This is a genomic window from Pseudomonas fluorescens group sp. PF-69, from assembly GCF_054481235.1.
This window is the reverse complement of record NZ_JBTMNC010000001.1, coordinates 1,632,415-1,655,273: the sequence shown is the minus strand read 5'-3', so window position 1 is coordinate 1,655,273 and position 22,859 is coordinate 1,632,415. Positions and strand designations below refer to the sequence as shown.

Genomic DNA, 22,859 nt, shown 5'->3' with positions numbered 1-22,859 from the left:
AAAAATAGCTGGCTATCGAACTAATAGCGAATTTCTATAATTCGCGGCAAAACGCCCGCTTGCCGCGAATACACAAAATGCCGTGCCCTCACCTTAGATGACTGCGTACAGCGCGCACAGTTCTGAAATCTTTCAACCGGGCATCCTGCGCGCTAGAGCCGCCGCCAAATTGAACTCACTCCCCATCCTTTAACTTGAGCAGCGGTTCTTGAAAACGCAGCAGCCGCCCTGCGTTACCCAGTACCAATAATGTACTGAGGTTATGCAACAACGCCGCAATCATCGCGCCCGCCGCACCGAGCCAGCCGAACGCGGCAAAGGCCACAATCGCCAGGGTCCAACCCAGGCCGATGATCACGTTGACCTGCAACGTCTGCCGGCATTGCCGACTCAAGCGCACGCAGGTACCGAGGCGGCGCAAGTCGCTGCCGATCAACACGACATCAGCCGACGCTAACGCGATATCCGCGCCGCCCGCGCCCATTGCAACACCAACCACACCCGCCTTGAGCGCCAGCGAATCGTTGATGCCATCCCCCACCACCATCGGCCGGAAACCGCTGCCGATCTCCTTGAGCACGCAGTTCAACTTATCCTCGGGCAAAGCCTGTGCCTGGACGTCACTGATGCCGACATCCCGAGCGAGTGAGTGCGCGACGCTTTGCCGGTCGCCGGTCAGCAACAGCTGCCGGCCCAATCCAAGTTCGCGCAATTCATTCAAGGCAAATTTCGCTTCCGGTTTAACGCTGTCGGCCAACAACAGCCAGGCGAGGAATTCACCGTTGAGCGCCAGCCCGGCAATCGGACCGTCGTGGTCTGGAACGTCTGAGGTGGCGATGCCCAATTGGGCAAACAACTCCGGTCGCCCCAGCGCGGCTTCGCCTTGCTCCGTCATGGCCACGACGCCCAAGCCCTGACGTTCATGAATGTTCGACAGCAGCAAAAAATGATCCTGCGCCACCAGCCCGGCCAGCGCCCGACTGACCGGGTGACTGCTGGCGGAGCCCAGGCTGGCGGCGAGTTTCAAGACGTGGCTGCGGTCCTCCAGCGGGCTGTCGATGGATTGCAGGCGCAAGGTGCCGAAAGTCAGGGTTCCGGTCTTGTCGACCACCAACGATGTCAGGTCTGCCAGCTCTTCAAGAAACGCCGAGCTGCGAATCAGAATGCCGTGCCGCGCGGCCACCGCCACCCCGGCAATCGCTGTCGCTGGCGCGGACAACACCAGCGCGCAAGGACAAGCCGCCACCAACACCGCAAGCATGGCTTGAGCATCGTTGGTGATGAACCAGGTCACGGCGGCCAGTAGCAATACCAGCACCATGTAGCTTCCGGCGTAACGCTCCAGCAACCGGGTGATCGGCGGCTTGGAACGTTCGGCGTTTTGCATCAGCGCGATGACTTTGCCGAGGGTCGATTCGCGGCCGGTTCGGGTCACTTCGATGCGCAGCAGGCCATCGAGGTTAATCGCGCCACCGAACACCGGCATGCCGACGCCGGCCTCGATCGGCACCGATTCGCCGGTGATGGACGCGGTGTCCAGACTCGCCTGACCGGACAACACCCGACCATCCGCCGGCACCCGGTCACCGGCGCGCACTTCCACCTGATCGCCCGCCTTGAGCGTACCGTTGTCCACCTCGACGATGGAGCCATCCGCCTGAACCTTGCGTGCATGGCTGCGAGTCAGTTTGCCGAGGGCGTGAATGGCTTCTTGCGAGCCAATGACGCTGCGCTCTTCCAACACGTGACCGAAGATCATGATGATCGGCAGCAACGCCGCCGTCAGCAGATCGCCTGTCGCCCAGGCTCCCAGCATGGCCAAGGCGATCAGTTGATCGGTAATCCCGTGCAAACTCGGATACCGCAGGCTGTACCAGGCCGACCGCATGACCGGCACGGCCACCAATACGGAAGCAAAACCCAGGAGCAATTGGCTGACACCGATCTGATCCGGCGACCACCAGCGCCACAAGAGGCCCAGCGCGAGCAAGCCGAGTGCAAGCATGGCCAGCGTCAACTGACGGGCAGCGCTGCGTTGTTCTGCCGAGGACAACATGCTCGGCGCAGCAGTTTGAGCGGTCATTGTGCAGCTCCCTGAATGATCAGGCGGGTATCGTCTTTCGGATCAACCGTGGTGACCGAGCCAGCCTGGCCAAGAATCTTCGGTATCCGCTCGCGGTAGATCCGCAGCAACATTTGCGGGTCGGTGCCCTGTTGTTGCGCGTGGGTCAGGCTCAACACCGTGGCCGTATCCGCAGAGGCTTTCGCCAGCCGTTCGCTGGCCTGAGCGTGGGCGACCTGCAGTGTGCGGTCGGCTTGTTCGTTGGCAGTCTGGGTCAACTTCTCGGCGTCAGTGCGCGCGTTGGCCACGGCTTTGTCGGCTTGTTGGCTGGCCGTCAGCACGGCGTTGAAAGCGGTGACCGCAGGGTCTGGCAGATTCGATTGCACATCGACCCTCGACACCTCGATCCCCAGTCCCTGCCCCGTCGCCGCCAATTCAGCCAAGCGTTGATTGATGCCTTGCACCAGATCACCTCGCAGGCGCTCACGTCTTTCGGCTGCCTGATTATCGGCACCGATCAGTTCCGGTCGGGCGACCAGAATGGTGTCCAGGTCACGTGCGGCGGTCAGTGCCACCGCGCTACGGGTCACCATTCGGTCCAGCGCCGGGAGTACATGTTCGCCTTGAAGCACGAAGGCATATGGCTCAGTGACCTTGTAGAACACCCGAACATCCAGTTGCACCACACCGGCATCCCCCGTTAGCAGGTAACCGGAACCTGCCAGTGCATCGCTGATCGGCGTTGCGAAACTGGCCACGCGATCGGCCTGCAATGCGGTGTCCGTGCGCAGCAAATTTTCCACGCGACGCTCGATCACCCGGTCCGCCGCCGGTAGCAAAATCACCTGCTCAAACGGTCGCGGCCAGGCCAATAGCAAGCCAGCATTCTGGATGCGATCCAGCGCGCCGAAGTGCAACACCACCGCACGATTTTGTGGATCTATTTGCCGCACGTTGGAGAACGCCCACGCCAAAGCCGCCAAAACCGTTACCGCGTAAAGCGCGAGAAATGCCAAGCGCCCGGCCTGTATCCAGGGGCTGCTCAACTCATTTGTTCCACGTGGAACCCAACTCATGGCTGCGATCCGGACTTGTTATCGAGGGTTGGCGGGCCATCAACCAGCACCCGGAAAGGTGCGGCATCGGTGCGCAGAATCAGTTTTGTACCCGGCGTGACCACGGTGCCCAAGGTATCGAGCGAGCGTAGAAGGTTGTAAAGCTGTGGTGAACCGGCATAGGCGCGGCCATAAATCTGCGCGGCTTCGACCCGCGATTGCGCCTCGATGTCCGCCGCTTTCACCGTCGCATCGGCCTGGACGATCCGCGCATCACGTTCCGCCGCAGAGCGGATTTGTGCCGCTTCGCGCTTGCCGATGGCCGTACGTTCGGTGGCGATGGTTTCACGCTCGGCGCGCATACGATCAACCGTCGCCGTCAGCGTCACCGAAGGCAAGGTCAGGCGTTCGATACCCACTTGCAGTACCCGAACGCCATAGGTGGTCAGCAACTGCTGATCGATTTGCTTACGCAGCTGCGCTTCGAAATCAGCGATGTGAACTTGGCTGGCGTCGGTGTTCACCAGATTGGCGAGATCAAAACTACTGGCCGTGGTCTCGAGTGCCGAGCCGACAAAGGTGCGGATCTGTCGCGCCGCTTCGTCCGGCTGGTTCTGCACCGCGCGCATAAAACGTTGAACGTTGTCAGGATCACCCTGCACCTGCCAGGCCACGTATGCCTGGACAATGATGCGCAAACCGTCGCGCGTGCCGACATCCTGCAAACCGCTGGAGGTGGTGCGCAACCGCAGATCAACCGGGATCGCCGCTTCGAACGGCGCCGGCCAACGCCACCCCAGACCGGGTTCAAGCAAGACCCGCGACGGATTGCCGAAACGGGTAATCGCCGTCGCTTCACCCGAGCGCACTTGCACCAGGCTCGCGGCCGCCACCGCAACCGCCACCAGCAACGCGGCCCACCCCATGCGTCGCCAAGGGAAAGGGCCGGCCTCTTGTGGATCGCCGTGATGATGGTGATGACCGTGGTGGTGATGCCCGCCATGGCCGTGATCGTGGCCACTGTGGTCATCGTGATCGTGGGTATGCGACTGGCTCAATGGGCGGCTCCTGGCTGAGCGGATGGACGCGACGGCGCAGGGTCAGCCGGCAACGTGAACGTACGGAGATCGATGGTCGGCGCATTGCTGCTGCCGCCCAGGCGATGATCGAGGACCAGCAACCTGGCATTGGCCAGGCCCTGGGAAAGTTGACCGAGGTATTGCTCAAGCACGAAGGCCTGGCCCGCACTGGCATAAGCCTTTTTCTCGGCGGCGAATTTCAGGTCGGCAGCCTTGGCCGTCGCATTGATTTCCCGGGCATTCGCCGTGGCCCGATCGCGGGCAATACTGGCCTGCAACTGGGCCTGGTTGGTGGCTTCGGCGGCGGCGCCGCGTTCACGGGCAATCAGGGCCTGGGCACCGATCTGTGCCGCCTGTACGCCGTGATAAGCATTGGCCGCCCCTGCCGGTGGATGAATCGCCTCGACCACCGTGGCGAGAATTTCCACGCCGCTGTCGAGTTTCTGCAGGTCGGCCTGGACCGCCCGGCCAATTTCTTCGGCGAGCCCGACCCGGTCTTCACCGAGCAAACCGTCGAGGGTCCGCGAGGCGAAGTCGTGGACCAGAATGCGGCTGGCGGTGCTGCGGATCAGGGTCGGCACGTCCGCGCTGTTATAAGTCGCCGCCAGCGCGGATTGATCATCCAGACCGATGCGATAGACAAACCGGACGTCCATGTTGACGATCTGGAAGCTCTGTTTGTCGGCACGGCTGCTGGCAATCACCTGGGATTTGTCATTCACATGGCTCGCGTCCCACAACCGGTTGGCCGTTATCGGCGCCGGGCCTTCGGCGGGGTCGGCCTGCATGGGTGCTGATTTTTCACCCACGCTGGTGGCCAATTCATGAACCACACCGTTTTCGACACTCACCACCCTGCCCAACGGCCAGGGTAAACCTGCCTGTAATCCAGGACCGAATACCGCCACCGGTTTGCCGAAGCGCTCGTAGATCCCCCGCCCTTGCAACGGTATTTCATGAATACCGGTCAGCGACCATCCGACAATGGCGACAACGCCCAGCACCGGCAAAAACGCCCGACGCATGTAAGTGAAGGCCCAGATCTGTCGCAGGTCGATGCCGAAGCGGTTGTGCAATTCGTGCTGCAGGGCCAGCAAGGGTTGCGGCGGCCAGCGCAGCATGTCGGCGATAAAACTGCGCGCCAGCAAAGCAGGTTCGAGTCGATCTCGACGAGGGCTGAACAATGACAACACGGCACGCAGTAGCAATTCGGATGCAACGAGCCCCGGCAGCAGGCCGATCAGTACAGCCAGACGCACCGGCCAGACCGAGGTTTCATTGCCAAACAACAGGCATGACGCACCGAGCATCAGGCTGATGATTGCCACCCGGATCAACTGTGCCAACGCGCCGGCTTCGGGCCATTGGGCGCTGCCTTCCTGCGTCAGCTGACGCTCAAGAACCAGCAAGCCGAAGCCCAGCAACAGCGCCATGGCAGCGCCTACAGTGGCCGACAACCCCAAGGCTGCGGGCGGTAAATCAAGGTTCCAGGCTTGCTCGACACTGAGCAATGCCAGCAACGCCCAACCACCCAACCACAGTGTTGGCGCACCGATTTGCCCGAGCAGATTCAGCCAGCGCTGACTGATCCGCTCCAGCAGCCGTTCGTACCAGCCCAACGGGGCTTCTGCCTCTGCCGGGGCGACCACCAACGGCGCCTGCGGACTCATTGCCCGCGCGCGCCATTGCGTCACCCACCCGGCGGATTGCAAGCCTGCAACCAGCACCAGCAACGCGGCGCTCTGATTGAACAACAGGGCAGGCCAAAGGGATTGCGGCGCAAACAGCCCGACAAAAAAACCCGACACCAGGCCCATCGCCGCGAGCACGCCCAGACCGATGGCGAGCAGGCGCAATCGTCGCCCCTGAAAAACGGCCTGCTGAAAGCGCGGCAGTCCGGCTGCCTGCGCTCCTTCCTCATCGAGATCGACTTGCATACCACTCCAGTGTTTACATTAGCTAACGTCACATTTCGTTACGATATAACGCAACGCGTGAAATTTCCGTACATATTTGCGCTATCTAAAAATGCTCGACCTGTCGCTAGCCTGAAGCCTTGACCGAAATGCACTAAAACGCTCATATTATGATCGTAATTTTTTATCAAAGACTACGTTTACCCCTTCCCCAACCGCTTTCATTCCAGGAGTAATCCATGAGCACTTATGACGTTGTGATACTTGGCGGTGGCCCCGGTGGCTACAACGCAGCGATCCGCGCTGGCCAACTGGGTTTGAAAGCAGCATGCGTAGAAGGACGCGCCACGCTGGGCGGCACCTGCCTGAACGTCGGCTGCATGCCTTCCAAGGCGTTGTTGCACGCCTCCGAACTTTACGACGCGGCAATGGGTGCGGAATTCGCCAACCTGGGGATCGAGGTCAAACCCACGCTCAATCTGGCTCAGATGATGAAACAGAAAGACGAGAGCGTGACCGGTCTGACCAAAGGCATCGAGTTCCTCTTTCGCAAAAACAAGGTCGACTGGATCAAGGGTTGGGGCCATATCGACGGGCCGGGCAAAGTCACGGTAACGGACAGTGCCGGTGGCAAGACCGAACTGAGCGCCAAAGACATCATCATCGCCACCGGCTCGGAACCCACTCCCCTGCCCGGCGTGGACATCGATAACCAACGCATCCTCGATTCCACCGGCGCACTGTCACTGACCGAAGTCCCGAAACACCTGGTGGTGATCGGCGCCGGGGTGATTGGCCTGGAGCTGGGTTCGGTCTGGCGACGTCTGGGGGCTCAAGTGACCGTGGTCGAATACCTGGACCGGATCTGCCCGGGCGTGGACGGCGAAGCAGGCAAAACCCTGCAGCGCTCACTGAGCAAACAAGGGATCAGCTTCAAGCTGAGTTCAAAAGTGACCCGCGCCACCACGTCCGCCACCGGCGTTCAACTCAGCGTCGAGCCCGCCGCAGGCGGCACCGCAGAGTCGATTGAAGCCGATTACGTGCTGGTAGCCATCGGACGCCGACCTTATACACAGGGCCTGGGGCTGGAAAACGTCGGCCTCACCACAGACAAACGCGGCATGCTCGCTAACAAGGGCCACCGCACCGAAGCGGCTGGCGTCTGGGTGATTGGCGATGTCACCTCCGGCCCGATGCTCGCCCATAAGGCCGAAGACGAAGCCATGGCTTGCGTCGAGCAGATCGTGGGCAAGGCCGGCGAGGTCAATTACGACTTGATCCCCAACGTGATCTACACCAAACCGGAACTGGCCAGCGTCGGCAAGACCGAAGAACAACTGAAGGCCGAAGGTCGTGCATTCAAAGTCGGCAAATTCCCCTTCACCGCCAACAGCCGGGCGAAGATCAATCACGAAACCGAAGGCTTCGCCAAAGTGCTGGCCGATGAGCGCACGGACGAAATCCTCGGCGTGCATCTGGTGGGCCCGAGCGTCAGTGAAATGATTGGCGAGTATTGCGTGGCCATGGAGTTCAGCGCATCCGCCGAAGACATCGCCCTGACCTGTCACCCGCACCCGACTCGCTCCGAGGCGTTGCGCCAGGCCGCGATGAATGTGGAGGGGATGGCGACGCAGATGTAAGGCGTCTGATTTTTCTGTAGCGGGTCCATCGCTTTCGCGAGCAGGCTCGCTCCCACTTGAAATGCGTTCATCTGTGGGAACGAGCCTGCTCGCGAAAAGATCGCCTGGGGCTAAAGCGGCAAATGCCCCAAGGGCAACGCCCCCGGAGTCTTCACCGTGTGAATGGCAAAGTTGCTACGGATATCGCTCACACCCGGCAATTTCAACAAGCATCCCGTGAGGAAACGGTCATAGGCGCGTAAATCCGGCACCACCACCTGTAACAGAAAATCCGACTCCCCTGACACGAGAAACGCCGAAATCACTTCGGGCAATGCCGTCACTGCCAGGCGAAAGGCTTCTGCCTGCTCGTCGTTGTGGCGCTCGACCTTGACCCCGACAAACACGGTCAAGCCAAGCCCGACTTCATCACGGTCCAGATTGGCCTGATAGCCACGAATCACCCCGGCCTCTTCAAGCATCCGCACCCGCCGTAGGCAGGGCGACGCAGACAGTCCGATTTCGTCAGCCAGTTGCACATTGCTCAAGCGACCATCCCGTTGCAGCGCGGCGAGAATCTTGCGGTCGTAGGCATCCAGTTTCATGGTTTGGCAGATCCTGATGGTACGAAGGTCAAAGACTGGCAGATTATGCCAAGACTGGCCGTTTTAGAAGCGAACTACGCAACCACCTGCCCTGCCCTTGCACCCTAGACTGGCCCTACCGAATCGACAACGAATGGGGTGCAACATGGCGGGACTCTGGCTGTTTTTCATGGCATTGGCGGTGGTGTATTTGCTGCCCGGCCCCGACATGATCCTGCTGTTGCAGACCGGTGCTCGCCAGGGCAAAGGCGCGGCGCTGGCCACCGCGGTGGGCCTGGCCATCGCCCGCGCCTGCCATGTGGCGCTGGCAGCATTGGGTTTGGCGGCACTGTTCAAGGCGGCGCCCTGGACCTTCGACGTGGTGCGTCTGGCCGGTGCCGCGTACCTGTTGTGGATCGGTGTTCAGTGCCTGCGCACGACCCTGTTGCCGAACCTCAATGGCGCCCATCAAACCACCGGGAAACCGCACTGGGTGCAGGCGATCCAGCGCGGTTTGCTGACCAACCTGCTCAACCCCAAGGCGTTGTTGTTCTGCTCTGTGCTGTTGCCACAATTCATCAACCCACACGCCGGGCCGGTTCTCGCACAATTCGCGACCTTGGGCGTGGTGTTGGTGGCCGTCGGTTTGCTGTTCGACAGTGCTTATGCGCTGGTCGGTGCGGCGCTTGGCCGATGGCTGCAACGCAGTCCATCCGCCCAACGCCTGCAACAGTGGTTGTTCGGCAGCCTGTTGATTGGTTTCGCCGTGCGGCTGACCTTTGTTCAGCAGGCCTGAATCCTACTGAGTTTTGCGGCGGCGATTGATCAACAATAGGGCCGCCGCTACGACCGCCAGCACACTGCCAATCTGCAACGGCACCTTATACGGCCGCAGCGCCGAACGAGCTGCGTCGGTGGCTTGCGTTACGTAGCGCTTGTCGGCGTTCTGGAAGTCTGGATAAGGGCATTGATGACCGAAATCCGCCGCCCACTCCACAAACGGACCCTGTTGAACATAGCGCTGATAGAGCGCGCTTTGCTCTTCAAGGCTGCTGTTCCACCCGGCCGCTTCACACAGCACCGCAGCAAACGCCTGGCTGGTGTGAGGCAAGTTGTCGGCAGCTCGACTGGCCAACGCCGTCGCGACAAAACGATAGTGGTATCGTTGATCGGGCTGAGCGGCACTGGCCTGCTGGCGCCTCACTTCATCCTCGGCCACTAGCGGCCCGACCTTCAGCTCACTGTTTTCCAGACTGTAATTGCCACCGAACGTGGCGTAATCCGGGGCCATTTCATAGCCGAGAATATCCATTCCCCATTCGCGAGCGGTCCATGCCGCGTTGAACAGTGCAGCGGCACGACGCGTCGGCCACCACGCCGAATCGGCAGCCAGACGTTGCTGGCCATACAGCCTGGCCTTGTGGCGTAATCCGTCGTTATCGAAATAGGCAGGCGCTTGCTCGTAATGCCCTTCTCGCAGCAAGCGTCGACCCAATAGATTGCGCAACTTGGCAGCCACCGGCAGCGGCACATAGTTATCGCGATCCTGCTGAGTCAGGGGTGGTGGCGCCGGCACCTGAGTGTCGACGTAATGTTTGAGCTCATCGACGGTCAGCACACGCTCGGCGACTGTTGCCGCATCGAACCAGTAAATGTCGTTGCTTCGATAAAGCTGATCAAACGCCTGCAGATAATCCCCGCGCTGCAAGGCCAGAATCGCGCTTTCGCCATCGACCCGACACTTGGGCTGGAGCGTTTCGTAGTCGTAGTCCGGCGTTCTGCGCTCACCCCAGGATTCGTTTTGCGGGAAAGCCTGGGCGGCCTTGGCATAAGCGGCAGCCGCGGCACTTTTATCACCCTCGCGCACCGCCAGTTTGGCCCGCAGCCACCAAGCCAGGCCACCATCACCGGCGTGTTCGAGGAAGGCCTTGGCACTGGCGTAGTCACCCTGTTGATAATTGACCGCCGCCAGACGATCCGCGTTATCGAGTGTGCCCCGCGTGCTGCTCTGCAAAAGTTTGATCAATTTCTGTTCATTGGCCGGCTGATCACCGAATGACCAACCCAGTCGACTGATCAAGGACGCCGTGATCAGTTGCTGCACCGGTTTGCCCTTGAGCAGTTCGGCCAGTTGATCGTCCGGCATCGCTGACAGATCAGCCATCAACAGCTTCAGCGAGGTGTAGCCGACCGCCGACCCCTGGAGGTTTTGCGTGGCATACAGCTCGATGGCGCTGTTCCAGTCGCCCTCCGTCCGGGCAACGCGGGCCTGTTCACCCAGACTGGCAACACCCAGTTCCAGCGGATCGCTGAAGCCATCGATGCTCAGTTGCCGGGTTTGTTCGAACGCCTGGCGCGACTGCGCCAGCACATCGGGACCGGCGCCCGCTTCCGAGCTCATGGCAAACAACGCCCGGCCCAACGAGTAAGCGGCCCAGGTGCTGCGTAGCGGCCGTTGATCGGCCGGCAGCGCCAGGACTTTCTGAAAATATTCCGCCGCCAGTCCATGATCACCGCCAGCAAATGCCACGGCACCGGCCAGATAGAACTTGAGCTCGGCCGGCAGACTTTCACCCTCAACCTCAACCCGCCGGGCATCGGTCAAACCACGCAACGGTTGCACCAGCGCCTGCTGCTCGGCCGTCAAACCTGCCTGCTCGGCCAGACTGCGCTGCTCGGCATAGTCGGTTGTCTCCATGCTGTTGACGGCTTGGGTGACGTGTTTCAACCCGGCAATGGCATGCCCGAGGCGATTGACCTCGAAATTGAAGTTACCCTCAGGCAGTTCCGCCAGCGACTGGCCACGGTTGTCCAGCAGGCGCATGGGGAAATCCGGCCCGCACGCCAACGCCGAACCCAGCGGCAGGCTAAGACTCAGGCAAAGCAGATGACGGGGCCAGTTACGGGTAAACATTCGAACCTCCTTGATCAATATGTGCGCAGCGTGCCCAACCCATGGCCCGCTGTCCGCCAGCCGCTATTCGACCGTCATGCAGGCGGGTGAAGGTAAGCAGATCCGGGCCTTGTTGCAACGCATATCCGGCCAGCGCATCCGCCCCCTCACACCCTCGCACCGCCAGCGTCACACGCTCGGGCCAGGCGCTGTCGAGGTTGCCCTCGTTACTGATGCCGATGTCATAGAGGCCTTCCTGAGCCGGGAGTTTCAGCGCCAACCGACTGCTCAGCGCCTCACCGCGCACCACTGCGCGCAAGGTCGTCAGGCTCCAGGCACGACGGTCGTTGGCCAGTGGCAGGCGAAACCAGATCAGTCCGGCCAGATGCGCCGGTGGATCGGCGCGCAACTCAGCGCTGAGTTGACTGAGTTGCCGGGGATCGGCCAGCAACTCCTGGCGCTTGCCCTCACGTTCGATGCGAATCTCACTTTCCACGATCGGCGCACCGCCGCCACCAGGCAACAACGCGACGCCGTAGGCCGGCAACGCCAAATAGAAGGGTTTCGAAGTGATTCGGCTCCAGGCGTTCGCCCACTGCCGGGCCTGAACCGGATCGAACAACCCACGACGCGGGTCGCTGACGGCATGCACTTGCAGCACGCTGCTATCGACTGTGGATAACAACGCAGGCAATTCGCGACTGTCGAGCCACGCCGGTAACGCGGTAATGCTCAGGGGTAATGAGGCCGGCAGATGGGCGCGCAGCCGCTGAAGAAATTCGCGGTAGGACGGTAGCCGAGCGTTACCGGCGTCGTGGTCGATTTCCACACCGGAGAGGCTCAGTCCCTGCGCCTGCCAATCGCTGATCACCTGTTGAATCTGTGTCGTGACCTCATCCTGATCCAACGACTTGAGCTGACCATCGAGGCGAATCACCGCAATCAGTGGCCGCCCGTCTCGCTTGAGCAATGCAGGATCAACTCGTGCACGACTCCAGCCAGCCTGGGGAAAGGCTTGTAGCGCCAGCACCCGTAAAGTGGAAAAGTCTCTGCGGCTGTCCCTCAGTGCGACGTCGTGGTCGGATGTCCATTGTCGTTGCCAGACGTAGAGCTGCTGATCGAGTGGCGGAGCGTCCTGTCGTTCGCAACCACTGAACAGGGCGAGCGACGTCAGCAGGACGATCCAGCGAGAAAGAAAAACCATGAAAGCGCCTATCCCTGAAATGCAGAAAGGGCCAGTGACGGCCCTTTCGTTCTTGCGCTCTACCCTACTGAGCCATCGCTCCCCGGGCAATGATGGCTTGTGACGATTCTCTAGATATCCAGTACCAGAGGCTGCGCGCCCTGAGCCGGAATCGCACAACAAATCAGCACCTCTCCTTCCTCCGGCACTTCGGCGGGCGGCTGTGGATAATGCACCTGGCCGCTGATCAGGCGAGTCTTGCAGGTCCCGCAGGAGCCGCCTCGGCAGCTGAATTCCGGGCGCAATCCCCGACTTTCCGCCAGCTCCAGCAGACTCCCGCCATCGGGTTGCCAGCGAGCCTCTTTGGCGGAACGCTGGAACACCACCGGTACCGAGGTGGTGGCGGCTGGCGGTTGTTCAATCACCACGGCGTCGGGGTCTGGTTGTCGACGCAATGTGGAGGGCCCGAAGGTTTCGGCGTGAATCCTTGCGTCGCGGATGTCCAGTTCGCGCAATCCGTCGTACATCGCTTGAGTAAAACTTCCCGGACCGCACAGGACGAAATCCAACTGATCGTAGTCCTCAACCTCAAGCAGATCCTTGAGTAGCGCGACGTCAATCCGTCCGGTCAGGTCGAAATCTTCACCCTCACGCGCCGAAGCCTCTGGCTGACTCAGCAGACGCACCACCCTGACCGCATCCCCAGCGTCATCAAGCAAGCGGTCCAGTTCACGACGAAACACTTGATCGCCCAACGTACGCGAACTCTGCAAGAACCAGGTCGGCCGAATGCGGCGGGTGCGCAGACCTTGATAAACCACCTCTCGCAGCATCGACAAAAGCGGCGTTATGCCGACGCCAGCGGCCAGCAACACCAGCGGACGGCGCTCATGAGGGGCCACGGTGAAATGCCCTTGAGGCGCACGCGCCTCCAGTAGATCGCCGACCTGGATCTGTTCGTGCAGGTGCGAAGACACCCGTCCATCACGTTTGACGCTGATGCGGAAAAAATCGTCCGACGGTGCGCTCGACAGGCTGTACGTGCGGATATGCACCTCGCCATCAATGTTGAACCGCAAAGGCAGATGCTGCCCGGCGTGGAACAATGGCAACCCGGCACCGTCGGCGGGTTCCAGATAGATCGAGCGAATGTTGTGGCTTTCCGCTTCGATCCGCACCACCCGCAGCGGCCGCCAGCTATCGCCAAGGGCCTGCGCTTGCAGTCGAGCCTTGGCCTGCGCCCAAGTGCCGGTCAGCAAACTGGTGGGAGAGACGCCGTCGAAACGCCACCGCAATGCCAAAGCTGCAGGCCGACGCACCATATGTTCCACGTGGAACGTCCATAAACGTTCGGCGCCTTGAAAGGCTTCGACCTGTGGGCCCTCAAGAATGATTTCGGTGCGCCCGCTGAGTTGCAGCAGGTCACCGGAGTTGAAATCGATGAACAACAAACCGGCCTTGGGATTGGCCAGAAGATTACCCAGCGTGTTGAAAAAAAGATTGCCGGCAAAATCCGGGATGGTCAGGCGATTACCTTCTACTTGTACAAAACCGGATTGACCGCCGCGATGGGAGACATCCACTGAACGCTCACCTTCTACGTCCACATAACTGGCGACAAAGAAGGTATCCGCCTCGGCAATCATCGCCTTGGCCGCCTCATCCAGCTCGCTGTCATGCTGCGCGAGCCGGGTTGCCGGATCTTCAAGCGGCACCGATCGAAACTGGCGCAGTTGAATGTATTGCGGACAATTACCGTAGGACTGCTGCACCGTCACGCTGAAGCCGCTCGACGAAATCGCGCCGATACGACCATTGATACGGTTGCGGCGCCGGGTGTGAAGTTCGATCCCCAGCAGGCCGATCGCCGCGCCATCCGTCAATTGCGCCGGATCATCGGCAGCCGGCAGGCTGCTGAATTGCAACAGCCCTGGTTCAGGTGAATGGGCGAAGCCTGGTTCACCTTCAAGCACGCTGGCCCACGGGTTGCCTTCGGCATCCACCGCGCCGTAAAGCATGAACGGCAGTTGCTGATAGAACGAGCGGTGCTGGTCCGGCATCTCGCTGCGAATCACCCTGCGACCTAATACCTCCATTCGCTCGGCGACGCCGACATGAGCCTGCAACTGTTTCTCGCCAGCATGCCACGGTGAACGGTCCATTACGGCTACTCCCCTGCACCCTCGGCGCAGCGTGAACGGCCCGACAGTGTCGGGCCACAAGCATCAGGCGGTTTTTTGCAGGCCGGCGACGGTGCGCGGCATGCCGACAAATCCTGGCAAGGCTTCGACCCGTGCCAGCCAGGCGCGGATGTTGGCGTAGTCGTCCAGCGAGACATTGCCTTCAGGGGCATGGGCGATGTAACTGTAGGCCGCCACGTCAGCAATGGTCGGCTCGCTACCCGCCAGCCAAGGCGTGTTGGCCAGTTCATGATCGATGACCTTCAGCACGGTATGGGCATAAGCGATCGTTTCTTCAGCGTTGTAAGGTGCACCAAACACTGTGATCAACCTGGCCCTGGCAGGACCAAAAGCAATCGGACCGGCAGCCACCGACAACCACCGCTGTACCTTGGCGGCACCGACCGGATCGGTTGGCAGCCAACGACCCTTGCCGTATTTCTGTGCCAGATAAACCAGGATCGCGTTGGAATCCGCCAGCACCACACCTTGGTCATCCAGTACAGGCACCTGACCGAAAGCGTTGAGTGCCAGGTATTGCGGTTGTTTGTGTTCGCCCTTGGCCAGGTCGACGAAGATCAACTCGGTCGGTAATTGCAGCAGCGAAAGCATCAGCTCCACACGGTGAGCGTGGCCGGAACGGGGAAAGTTGTAGAGTTTGATGGCTTGCATGGTCGACTCCGCAGGGTAAGTGGCGCTTCGGAAGATCAGCACCAACGGCAGACATCTTCTACCAGTCCCGAAAGCAACAGAATAACCAGCAAGTGGAATCCATTATTTCATCTGCAGCAATAATGCATCAGCTGCGCAAGGCCGGATGTTCCCGGAGTGCCTTCACCGTAAAATCGACGAAACTGCGAACCCGCGCCGGGGCGTTACGTCCGCCCTGGTAGACCACATGGATGGGCAATGGCGGCATTTCGAAGTCGGCCAGGATGATTTCCAGCTCACTAGCCGCTATTTTTCCCGCAACCTGATAAGACAAGACTCGTGTGAAACCCAAGCCGAGGCTGGCAGCGGCGATGGCCGCCTGATTCGCCGTGACCACCAACCGTGGTTCAGGCCGGACACTCAGGGGTTCGCCGTCCACGAGGAATGGCCAGTTTCTTAACTGTCCGATCGAGGACGTCGCAATAACCGGTGCCTGGGCCAGGTCTTGCGGGTGATTTGGCCGGCCGAAAGTGGCAAGAAACCGTGGCGCTGCACAAATCACCCGTCGCACCTCCCCCACCCGAATTGCATGCTGATTGCTGTCGGGTAGCTCTCCGATGCGCACGGCCACGTCGATGCCCTCCTCCACCACGCTGACCATACGATCCACCAACAACGCATTGATCGTGACATCGGGGAATTGCGTCAGAAAATTCACCATCAATGGCGTGACAAACAGCTCACCAAACAATACGGGTGCGGTAATCGTCAGTTGCCCACGAGGTTGGGCGTGACTGCCCGCCGCCGAGTCCTCGGCTTCCTGCACCTCGGCCAGAATTCTCCGACAATCTTCAAGATAACGCTGGCCCGCCTCACTCAGATGAACGCTGCGTGTAGTGCGCGTCAGCAGCTGCGTACCAATACGCTTCTCCAACGCCGCCACCGCGCGCGTGACACTGGCTGCCGACATGCCCAGACGCCGCGCGGCCGCCGAAAAACCCTGATCTTGTGCGACTGCGGCGAAAACTTGCATTTCCTGGAAGCGGTCCATGGGCATGTCCTGGATTCGGATAAAAAAATCGCAACCATTGGCTGCGATTTTTCGGAGGGTGGTGGCTTACAACATAGTTTGTCACAAAGGGGCCCGAGAACATTGGCCAACTCACATCTTGGGGAACGCACCGGATGTTTCGCCAGAATATAGCGCCGAACGCCATGATATTTTCAACTTGCCGCGCGGTTGCAGTTAGTTGACAGGAGCTTCCCCCCTCCACTACGACTATTAAATCCGTAAAGTAGTGGCGCGTTGATAGTAAAATAGAAATCTGTTGCTCAAAAAAAACAGTTATTTTTCAACCTAATAAGACAGGACTTTGGAAAATCGATGGTTCTCTTCAGATAATCGTTAAAAACACACGAACTTCTTGATCTGCGTTCCCTTTTGCCGGACTACTTTATGATACTCAGTATTTCTCGTTTGATGGCTTTCTGTGCTGCTGGTTTGATGGTCATAGCAATTGGTTTAACGACATTGATGCAAACCCAATTTAACGTCCTGGATGCCATTGGATCCGAAATTGAGCGTCTGGGAAACGCTCTTGAGTCGACTCAAAAATTACGCTACGAGAGCGCGCAGATTCAACAGTTCTATACCGATGCAAGCCTTACTCAAGACCATGAGCCGATGGAGGAAGCACAGCAGCATTACGCAGCTTCGCTACAGCTTTTAGAGGAGATAGAGCAAATCGTTCCAAGCCTTTCTAGCCGACTCCAGGCCCTGCGCACTCCACTGGACCAACTCAACAGCACCGGCAAGCTGATGGTACAGGCCTATGCCAGTAACAAAGCTGCCGGCGATAAAGTTATGGAGGATTTTGACCAGCGTTCGGCGAAAGTTATTTCCGAGTTTGCTGCTTTTAGTCAGCCATTGGGCAAGTTGTATCGTCAGCAGTTGGATGACAGTGAGGCCGAGCGCACAAAAATCCAGGTCACCAGCCTCATCGCATGGGGAACAGTACTTTTAATTATGCTAGGGGTGTTGTGGCTGATTGCTAGTCGAGTGCTACCGCCGATGCAGCAACTGAGCAAGTCACTGAGCGCATTGAATGACGGGAGCGGCGACCTTACCCGCAGCATCCAGTCAAAGCGAGATGATGAAATAGGTCAGGTTGTTGGGCTATTCAATACATTTTTAGGCAGCTTGCGCAGCAAAATCACGACCGTTGCGGATGTTTCGAAGGGGCTTGAGCAATCGGCCGAACAATTGCTAAGTGATGCCGGCGCCTCTCAGCAAAGTGCTACCGATTTGCAAATTGAAGTTGAACAAGTGGCGGCGGCGGCCAATCAAATGGCTACCAACGTGCAGGGCGTTGCCAGCAACGCCGAAGCCAGCTCTGTTCAAACGCGTGACGCCTCTACACAGGCAAAAGAGGCGATTGCCGTCGTCGATAAAACCATCGTTGATATTCGCTCCTTGGCAGAAGAAGTGGGTCGAGCTGCCCAAGTGATCGCTGATCTGGAAGGCCATTCACGGGAAATCGGTGGGGTGCTGGAGGTGATTCGCACCATCGCCGAACAAACCAACTTGCTGGCGCTTAACGCCGCCATCGAAGCGGCTCGCGCCGGTGAGCAAGGTCGTGGTTTTGCGGTAGTGGCAGATGAAGTCCGCACGTTGGCTAGTCGTACGCAAAAATCTACGCAAGAAATCAACGATATGATCGAACGGCTGCAAAATGCTTCACAGCACGCGGTTAAGGTAATGGACGACAGTCGCAACTTTGCCGAACGCGGAGTACAGCAGGCTCTTAGCGCTGGCGAAGCGTTACAGCGAATCAGCACACTGGTGTCTTCAGTGTCCGATATGAGCCTGCACATTGCCGAGGCTGCCAATGAGCAGGCCATGGTTACCGATGAAATCAATCGTCGGATCAGTAGTGTTTCGGTGGTCGCGAACACCACCGTTGTACTTGCGCAAAGCACTCTCAGCCGTGGCCGGGCGAGCGGTGGAGACGCTGAGCGGTTGTTGCAGATTGTGCGTCAGTTCAAACTTTAGGTAATGCCCAAGGAAGGTCTGAAGTCAGCAGCCGTTTTTAACGACCTCGTGTCTGAAGTTCAAAAACACCTGCTTAATCGAAAATCAGACCTTCCCTCCTGTTAGTTCTTTGTTGTCTTACGCAATAGCACTTTTTTCAGGAGATTCCGCTCTACATCGGAGCGCAGAGATTCACTACTTTGTTTTCGCGGCAGCATCTAACGGCTGGATAGGGAGATGTGTCGGGGAGATAGGTGTGGATCCGGGCCTGAAGCAACAGCGGGAGCTGGAGGATAACCCCTCCAGCTCCCGCGAGAGTTTCCATTCTCTAAGGCAAAGGGCTCGATCAGTTGTGGATAACTTATTCCACCGTCACCGACTTCGCCAGGTTGCGTGGCTGGTCAACGTCGGTGCCTTTCAGCACGGCCACGTAGTACGACAGTAGCTGCAGCGGGATGGTGTAGAGGATCGGCGACAGGATGTCGTGGATGTGTGGCATGTGCACGACGTGCGTGCCTTCACCGTTGGTCATGCCTGCCTGTTCATCAGCGAAGACGATCAGCTCGCCACCACGGGCGCGGACTTCCTGAAGGTTGGACTTCAGCTTTTCCAGCAGCTCGTTGTTCGGCGCCACGGTCACGACTGGCATGTCGTTATCCACAAGCGCCAACGGACCATGCTTCAGCTCGCCAGCCGGGTAGGCTTCGGCGTGAATGTAGGAAATCTCCTTGAGCTTGAGCGCCCCTTCCATTGCTACCGGGAATTGCGCACCACGCCCGAGGAACAGGGTGTGATTTTTCTCGGCGAACAACTCAGCGATTTTCTCCACGGTGCTGTCCATGGCCAGCGCTTCACCGAGACGGGTTGGCAAGCGACGCAACTCTTCGACCAGCGTTGCTTCAACGCCTTTGGCCAGCGTGCCGCGAACCTGCCCCAGAGAAAGAGTCAACAACAGCAAACCGACCAATTGCGTGGTGAAGGCTTTGGTCGAGGCCACGCCGATTTCGCGGCCGGCCTGTGTCAGCAAGGTCAGATCGGATTCACGTACCAGCGAGCTGATGCCGACGTTGCAGATTGCCAGGCTGGCGAGGAACCCCAATTCCTTAGCGTTGCGCAGCGCGGCCAGGGTGTCGGCGGTTTCGCCGGATTGGGAGATGGTCACGAATAGCGTGTCCGGCTGCACCACTACTTTGCGGTAGCGGAACTCACTGGCCACTTCGACCTGGCACGGAATACCGGCCAGCTCTTCGAGCCAGTAACGAGCGACCATGCCAGCGTGATAACTGGTGCCACAAGCGACAATCTGGACGTTGCGAACTTTGGCGAACAACTCGGCCGCTTGTGGACCGAATGCCTGCACCAGGACCTGAGTCTGACTCAAACGCCCCTCCAGGGTGCGCTGTACTACGGCCGGTTGCTCGTGGATTTCCTTGAGCATGAAATGGCGGAACTCACCTTTATCGGCCGCTTCTGCGCCATCACGGTACTGCACGGTTTCGCGCTCGACCGCCTTGCCGTCAACGTCCCAGATCTGCACGCTGTCGCGACGAATTTCGGCGATATCGCCTTCTTCCAGGTACATGAAGCGGTCAGTGACCTGGCGCAGTGCCAACTGGTCGGACGCCAGGAAGTTTTCACCAAGACCCAGGCCGATCACCAGCGGGCTCCCGCTACGCGCAGCGACCAGGCGATCTGGCTGGCGAGCGCTGATCACTGCCAGGCCGTAGGCACCGTGCAGTTCTTTGACCGTTGCCTTGAGCGCGACGGTCAGGTCGTGCAGGTCCTTGAGTTTGTGGTCCAGCAGGTGCGCGATCACCTCGGTATCGGTGTCCGACGTGAACACGTAACCCAGGGATTTGAGTTGTTCACGCAGGGCTTCGTGGTTTTCGATGATGCCGTTGTGCACCACCGCCAGGTCACCGGAAAAATGCGGATGCGCGTTGCGCTCGCACGGCGCACCGTGTGTCGCCCAACGGGTATGGGCAATACCCAGACGCCCCATCAATGGTGCTTCAGCCAACGCCTGTTCCAACTCGCTGACTTTACCCGGACGACGCAGGCGTTCGAGTTTTGCGTCGTTGGTGTAGACCGCCACGCCGGCACTGTCGTACCCACGGTATTCCAGACGCTTCAGGCCTTCGACCAGGATGGCGGTGATATTACGTTCTGCGACTGCGCCGACAATTCCACACATGCTATTTCTCCTGACTGATAGCGGCGCATATCAACGTGATGCCGCGCGCCTGAATCTGATCCCGTGCCTCAAGCGGCAGGCGATCATCGGTAATAAGGGTATGAACACTGCTCCAGGGCAGTTCCAGATTGGGAATTCTGCGACCGATTTTGTCGGCCTCCACCATGACAACCACTTCCCGGGCGACTTCAGCCATGACCCGGCTCAGCCCAAGTAATTCATTGAAGGTGGTTGTACCGCGGACCAGGTCGATGCCATCAGCTCCGATGAACAGCTGATCGAAGTCGTAAGAGCGTAATACCTGCTCGGCAACCTGACCCTGAAAGGACTCGGAATGCGGATCCCAGGTCCCGCCGGTCATCAACAGCACCGGCTCATGCTCGAGTTCGCTCAAGGCATTGGCCACATGCAATGAGTTGGTCATCACCACCAGACCCGGCTGTTGACCGAGTTCCGGGATCATTGCAGCGGTAGTGCTGCCGCTGTCGATGATAATCCGCGCATGTTCGCGGATTCGTGTCACCGCAGCACGGGCAATGGCCTGTTTGTATTTGGAGACCGGTTGACCGATATCGGCCACTAGCTCTTGGGGCATGGTGATCGCTCCGCCATAACGGCGAAGCAGCAGACCGTTGCTTTCAAGGGCTGCCAGATCCTTGCGAATCGTAACTTCGGAGGTTTCGAAGCGTTTGGCCAACTCATCCACACTGACTTCGCCTTGCTCATTGAGTAAGGCAAGGATGTTGTGGCGACGCTGAGGTGTATTGCGCTTCGACATAATTCAGTAAGTTTCGTTTCGAAAGATAACGTAACCAATCAAAACCTATCGGCGAAACTTCGTCAAGCTGTGCAAAGAAAATTTATCTGTGGATAAAACACAAAGGATCGCAGTCTGCTTCAACGTCTACAGAATATTTATATTGCTCTGTAGAAGCTGAAGCAGGCTGCGATCCTTAGATTTCAGCGAGCTGTGGATAACTTAGCTTTTCTTGATTTTCTCGGGCCGCTTCCAGCCATCGATATTCTTCTGGCGCGCACGGCCCACCGCCAACTGCGCGTTATCCACATTCTGCGTAATGGTCGAACCGGCCGCAGTGGTTGCACCGGAAGAGATATCCACAGGCGCGACCAGCGAATTGTTGGAACCGATGAACACATCTTCGCCCAACACGGTTTTCCACTTGTTGGCGCCATCGTAATTGCAGGTGATGGTGCCGGCGCCGATATTGGTACGCGCGCCGACCTCGGCATCCCCCAGGTAAGTCAGGTGTCCGGCCTTGGCGCCTTCGCCCAAGTGGGCGTTTTTCAGTTCAACAAAGTTACCCACATGCGCGCGAGCTTCCAGCACCGTACCTGGGCGCAAACGTGCGAATGGACCCGCATCGCTGCCTTCACCCAGAATCGCGCCTTCGATATGGCTGTTGGCCTTGATCACCACGCCTTTGCGCAAGGTGCTGTCCTTGATCACGCAGTTAGGGCCGATCACCACATCGTCTTCAATGACGACCTTGCCTTCGAGAATCACGTTGATATCGATCAACACGTCACGGCCGACGCTGACTTCACCTCGGACGTCGAAACGAGCAGGGTCTCGCAGCGTCACACCCTGGGCCATCAAACGACGACCGGCACGCAACTGATAGTGACGCTCAAGTTCAGACAGCTGTTTGCGGTCATTCGCGCCCTGCACTTCCATAGCATCTTGAGGTTGCTCAGTCGCCACCACCAATCCGTCGCTCACCGCCATGGCGATAACGTCCGTGAGGTAATACTCGCCTTGGGCATTGTTGTTGGACAGTCGGCTCATCCAGCCACCCAGGCTTTCGAAGGGAAGGGCCAGAATGCCCGTATTGCCTTCAGTGATTGCGCGCTGGGCTTCAGTGGCGTCCTTCTGCTCAACGATAGCGGTAACGTTGCCCGCCGCGTCACGCACGATGCGGCCATAACCGGTCGGATCGTCCAGGTTCACGGTGAGCAGGCCCAACTGCTGCGGTCCGACCTTCTGGAGCAGTCGTTGCAGGGTTTCCACTTCAATCAGTGGCACATCACCATAAAGAATCAGCACGGTGTCGGATTTGATGAAAGGGACCGCTTGGGCCACCGCATGGCCTGTGCCGAGTTGTTTGTCCTGAAGAACGAAATTCAGGTCATCAGCAGCCAGACGCTCACGCACCGCGTCGGCTCCATGGCCAATCACCACGTGAATGCGTTGTGGATCAAGTTGCCGGGCGCTGTGGATAACATGGCCGAGCATCGAGTTGCCAGCGATCGGGTGCAGAACTTTCGGCAACGCCGAGCGCATACGCGTGCCTTGACCGGCGGCGAGAATAACGATTTCAAGAGACATGACTGGCTACCAATCCTGGGTGGTCAGCGGCTGCGACCATAATGGTGAACATCAGAAAAGAAAAA

At 59.1% G+C, this 22,859-nt stretch carries 16 protein-coding genes and 1 pseudogene; 4 read left to right on the top strand and 13 right to left on the bottom strand.

What is annotated here, in order from left to right; all coding sequences use genetic code 11:
- Positions 1-175: 175 nt before the first annotated feature.
- Genes ACX3YF_RS07520 through hflK (ACX3YF_RS07505) form a run of 4 tightly spaced genes read right to left on the bottom strand, consistent with a single transcriptional unit; the run spans position 176 to position 6,133 of the window.
- The gene (locus tag ACX3YF_RS07520; protein WP_288099327.1) at positions 176-2,083 is read right to left on the bottom strand and encodes a cation-translocating P-type ATPase; all 1,908 of its coding nucleotides are present in this window, start codon (positions 2,081-2,083) and stop codon (positions 176-178) included.
- On the bottom strand, positions 2,080-3,138 hold the full coding sequence (gene hflK / locus ACX3YF_RS07515; RefSeq protein ID WP_458973600.1) for a protease modulator HflK: 1,059 nt from the start codon (positions 3,136-3,138) through the stop codon (positions 2,080-2,082). Before hflK (ACX3YF_RS07515) ends, ACX3YF_RS07520 begins: the two co-directional genes overlap by 4 nt.
- Complete coding sequence (gene hflC / locus ACX3YF_RS07510) at positions 3,135-4,175, bottom strand: protease modulator HflC (protein WP_458973599.1); 1,041 nt, start codon at positions 4,173-4,175, stop codon at positions 3,135-3,137. Before hflC ends, hflK (ACX3YF_RS07515) begins: the two co-directional genes overlap by 4 nt.
- Entirely contained in the window at positions 4,172-6,133 is a 1,962-nt protein-coding gene (hflK, locus tag ACX3YF_RS07505; RefSeq protein WP_458944024.1) for a protease modulator HflK, read from the bottom strand. Before hflK (ACX3YF_RS07505) ends, hflC begins: the two co-directional genes overlap by 4 nt.
- Before the next feature lie 218 nt (positions 6,134-6,351).
- Here hflK (ACX3YF_RS07505) and lpdA point away from each other — a divergent pair, with 218 nt between their 5' ends.
- Positions 6,352-7,752 carry a dihydrolipoyl dehydrogenase gene (gene lpdA / locus ACX3YF_RS07500; protein ID WP_047535348.1) on the top strand — a complete coding sequence of 467 codons (1,401 nt, stop codon included), beginning with the start codon at positions 6,352-6,354 and terminating at the stop codon, positions 7,750-7,752.
- Positions 7,753-7,862: 110 nt separating this feature from the next.
- Here the strand turns inward: lpdA and ACX3YF_RS07495 are convergent, their stop codons facing one another.
- A complete protein-coding gene (locus ACX3YF_RS07495) occupies positions 7,863-8,336 on the bottom strand; it encodes an Lrp/AsnC family transcriptional regulator (RefSeq protein WP_090326856.1) in 474 nt (157 codons plus the stop codon).
- A gap of 145 nt (positions 8,337-8,481) precedes the next feature.
- Here ACX3YF_RS07495 and ACX3YF_RS07490 point away from each other — a divergent pair, with 145 nt between their 5' ends.
- Positions 8,482-9,111 carry a LysE family translocator gene (locus tag ACX3YF_RS07490; protein ID WP_458944022.1) on the top strand — a complete coding sequence of 210 codons (630 nt, stop codon included), beginning with the start codon at positions 8,482-8,484 and terminating at the stop codon, positions 9,109-9,111.
- A 3-nt stretch (positions 9,112-9,114) separates the two neighbouring features.
- Here ACX3YF_RS07490 and ACX3YF_RS07485 read toward each other — a convergent pair whose 3' ends face one another.
- The 5 genes from ACX3YF_RS07485 to ACX3YF_RS07465 all read right to left on the bottom strand — a co-directional run bounded on the left by ACX3YF_RS07485 (position 9,115) and on the right by ACX3YF_RS07465 (position 16,273).
- A complete protein-coding gene (locus ACX3YF_RS07485; protein ID WP_458973598.1) occupies positions 9,115-11,229 on the bottom strand; it encodes a hypothetical protein in 2,115 nt (704 codons plus the stop codon).
- A complete protein-coding gene (locus ACX3YF_RS07480; protein WP_458973597.1) occupies positions 11,216-12,412 on the bottom strand; it encodes a DUF3142 domain-containing protein in 1,197 nt (398 codons plus the stop codon). The genes ACX3YF_RS07485 and ACX3YF_RS07480 overlap by 14 nt, the downstream gene beginning before the upstream one ends.
- Before the next feature lie 110 nt (positions 12,413-12,522).
- A complete protein-coding gene (locus tag ACX3YF_RS07475; protein ID WP_458973596.1) occupies positions 12,523-14,553 on the bottom strand; it encodes a pyridoxamine 5'-phosphate oxidase family protein in 2,031 nt (676 codons plus the stop codon).
- Between the two features lie 63 nt (positions 14,554-14,616).
- Positions 14,617-15,243, bottom strand: a complete 627-nt coding sequence (locus tag ACX3YF_RS07470) for a glutathione S-transferase family protein (RefSeq protein WP_130205494.1) — start codon at positions 15,241-15,243, stop codon at positions 14,617-14,619.
- Positions 15,244-15,370: 127 nt separating this feature from the next.
- Entirely contained in the window at positions 15,371-16,273 is a 903-nt protein-coding gene (locus ACX3YF_RS07465; RefSeq protein WP_458973595.1) for a LysR family transcriptional regulator, read from the bottom strand.
- A 405-nt stretch (positions 16,274-16,678) separates the two neighbouring features.
- On the opposite strand from ACX3YF_RS07465, the pseudogene ACX3YF_RS07460 reads away from it, so the two are divergent.
- Positions 16,679-17,416: pseudogene (locus ACX3YF_RS07460) on the top strand (HAMP domain-containing protein); the annotation flags it as partial.
- Between the two features lie 153 nt (positions 17,417-17,569).
- Positions 17,570-18,274 carry a methyl-accepting chemotaxis protein gene (locus ACX3YF_RS07455; RefSeq protein ID WP_458946220.1) on the top strand — a complete coding sequence of 235 codons (705 nt, stop codon included), beginning with the start codon at positions 17,570-17,572 and terminating at the stop codon, positions 18,272-18,274.
- Between the two features lie 340 nt (positions 18,275-18,614).
- On the opposite strand, the gene glmS is transcribed toward ACX3YF_RS07455, so the two are convergent.
- The 3 genes from glmS to glmU form a co-directional block, all read right to left on the bottom strand.
- Positions 18,615-20,447, bottom strand: a complete 1,833-nt coding sequence (glmS, locus tag ACX3YF_RS07450; protein ID WP_130210940.1) for a glutamine--fructose-6-phosphate transaminase (isomerizing) — start codon at positions 20,445-20,447, stop codon at positions 18,615-18,617.
- 1 nt (position 20,448) lies between these two features.
- A complete protein-coding gene (locus tag ACX3YF_RS07445; RefSeq protein ID WP_189340492.1) occupies positions 20,449-21,228 on the bottom strand; it encodes a DeoR/GlpR family DNA-binding transcription regulator in 780 nt (259 codons plus the stop codon).
- A 198-nt stretch (positions 21,229-21,426) separates the two neighbouring features.
- Complete coding sequence (gene glmU / locus ACX3YF_RS07440) at positions 21,427-22,794, bottom strand: bifunctional UDP-N-acetylglucosamine diphosphorylase/glucosamine-1-phosphate N-acetyltransferase GlmU (RefSeq protein WP_130210942.1); 1,368 nt, start codon at positions 22,792-22,794, stop codon at positions 21,427-21,429.
- Between the last annotated feature and the right edge of the window lie 65 nt (positions 22,795-22,859).

Excerpts from the sequence above, each read along its gene's own strand:
- ACX3YF_RS07520 (WP_288099327.1), bottom strand. The coding sequence starts at position 2,083 with ATGACCGCTCAAACTGCTGCGCCGAGCATGTTGTCCTCGGCAGAACAA.
- hflK (WP_458973600.1), bottom strand. The coding sequence starts at position 3,138 with ATGAGTTGGGTTCCACGTGGAACAAATGAGTTGAGCAGCCCCTGGATA.
- hflK (WP_458944024.1), bottom strand. The coding sequence starts at position 6,133 with ATGCAAGTCGATCTCGATGAGGAAGGAGCGCAGGCAGCCGGACTGCCG.
- lpdA (WP_047535348.1), top strand. The coding sequence starts at position 6,352 with ATGAGCACTTATGACGTTGTGATACTTGGCGGTGGCCCCGGTGGCTAC.
- ACX3YF_RS07495 (WP_090326856.1), bottom strand. The coding sequence starts at position 8,336 with ATGAAACTGGATGCCTACGACCGCAAGATTCTCGCCGCGCTGCAACGG.
- ACX3YF_RS07490 (WP_458944022.1), top strand. The coding sequence starts at position 8,482 with ATGGCGGGACTCTGGCTGTTTTTCATGGCATTGGCGGTGGTGTATTTG.
- ACX3YF_RS07485 (WP_458973598.1), bottom strand. The coding sequence starts at position 11,229 with ATGTTTACCCGTAACTGGCCCCGTCATCTGCTTTGCCTGAGTCTTAGC.
- ACX3YF_RS07480 (WP_458973597.1), bottom strand. The coding sequence starts at position 12,412 with ATGGTTTTTCTTTCTCGCTGGATCGTCCTGCTGACGTCGCTCGCCCTG.
- ACX3YF_RS07475 (WP_458973596.1), bottom strand. The coding sequence starts at position 14,553 with ATGGACCGTTCACCGTGGCATGCTGGCGAGAAACAGTTGCAGGCTCAT.
- ACX3YF_RS07470 (WP_130205494.1), bottom strand. The coding sequence starts at position 15,243 with ATGCAAGCCATCAAACTCTACAACTTTCCCCGTTCCGGCCACGCTCAC.
- ACX3YF_RS07465 (WP_458973595.1), bottom strand. The coding sequence starts at position 16,273 with ATGGACCGCTTCCAGGAAATGCAAGTTTTCGCCGCAGTCGCACAAGAT.
- ACX3YF_RS07455 (WP_458946220.1), top strand. The coding sequence starts at position 17,570 with ATGGCTACCAACGTGCAGGGCGTTGCCAGCAACGCCGAAGCCAGCTCT.
- glmS (WP_130210940.1), bottom strand. The coding sequence starts at position 20,447 with ATGTGTGGAATTGTCGGCGCAGTCGCAGAACGTAATATCACCGCCATC.
- glmU (WP_130210942.1), bottom strand. The coding sequence starts at position 22,794 with ATGTCTCTTGAAATCGTTATTCTCGCCGCCGGTCAAGGCACGCGTATG.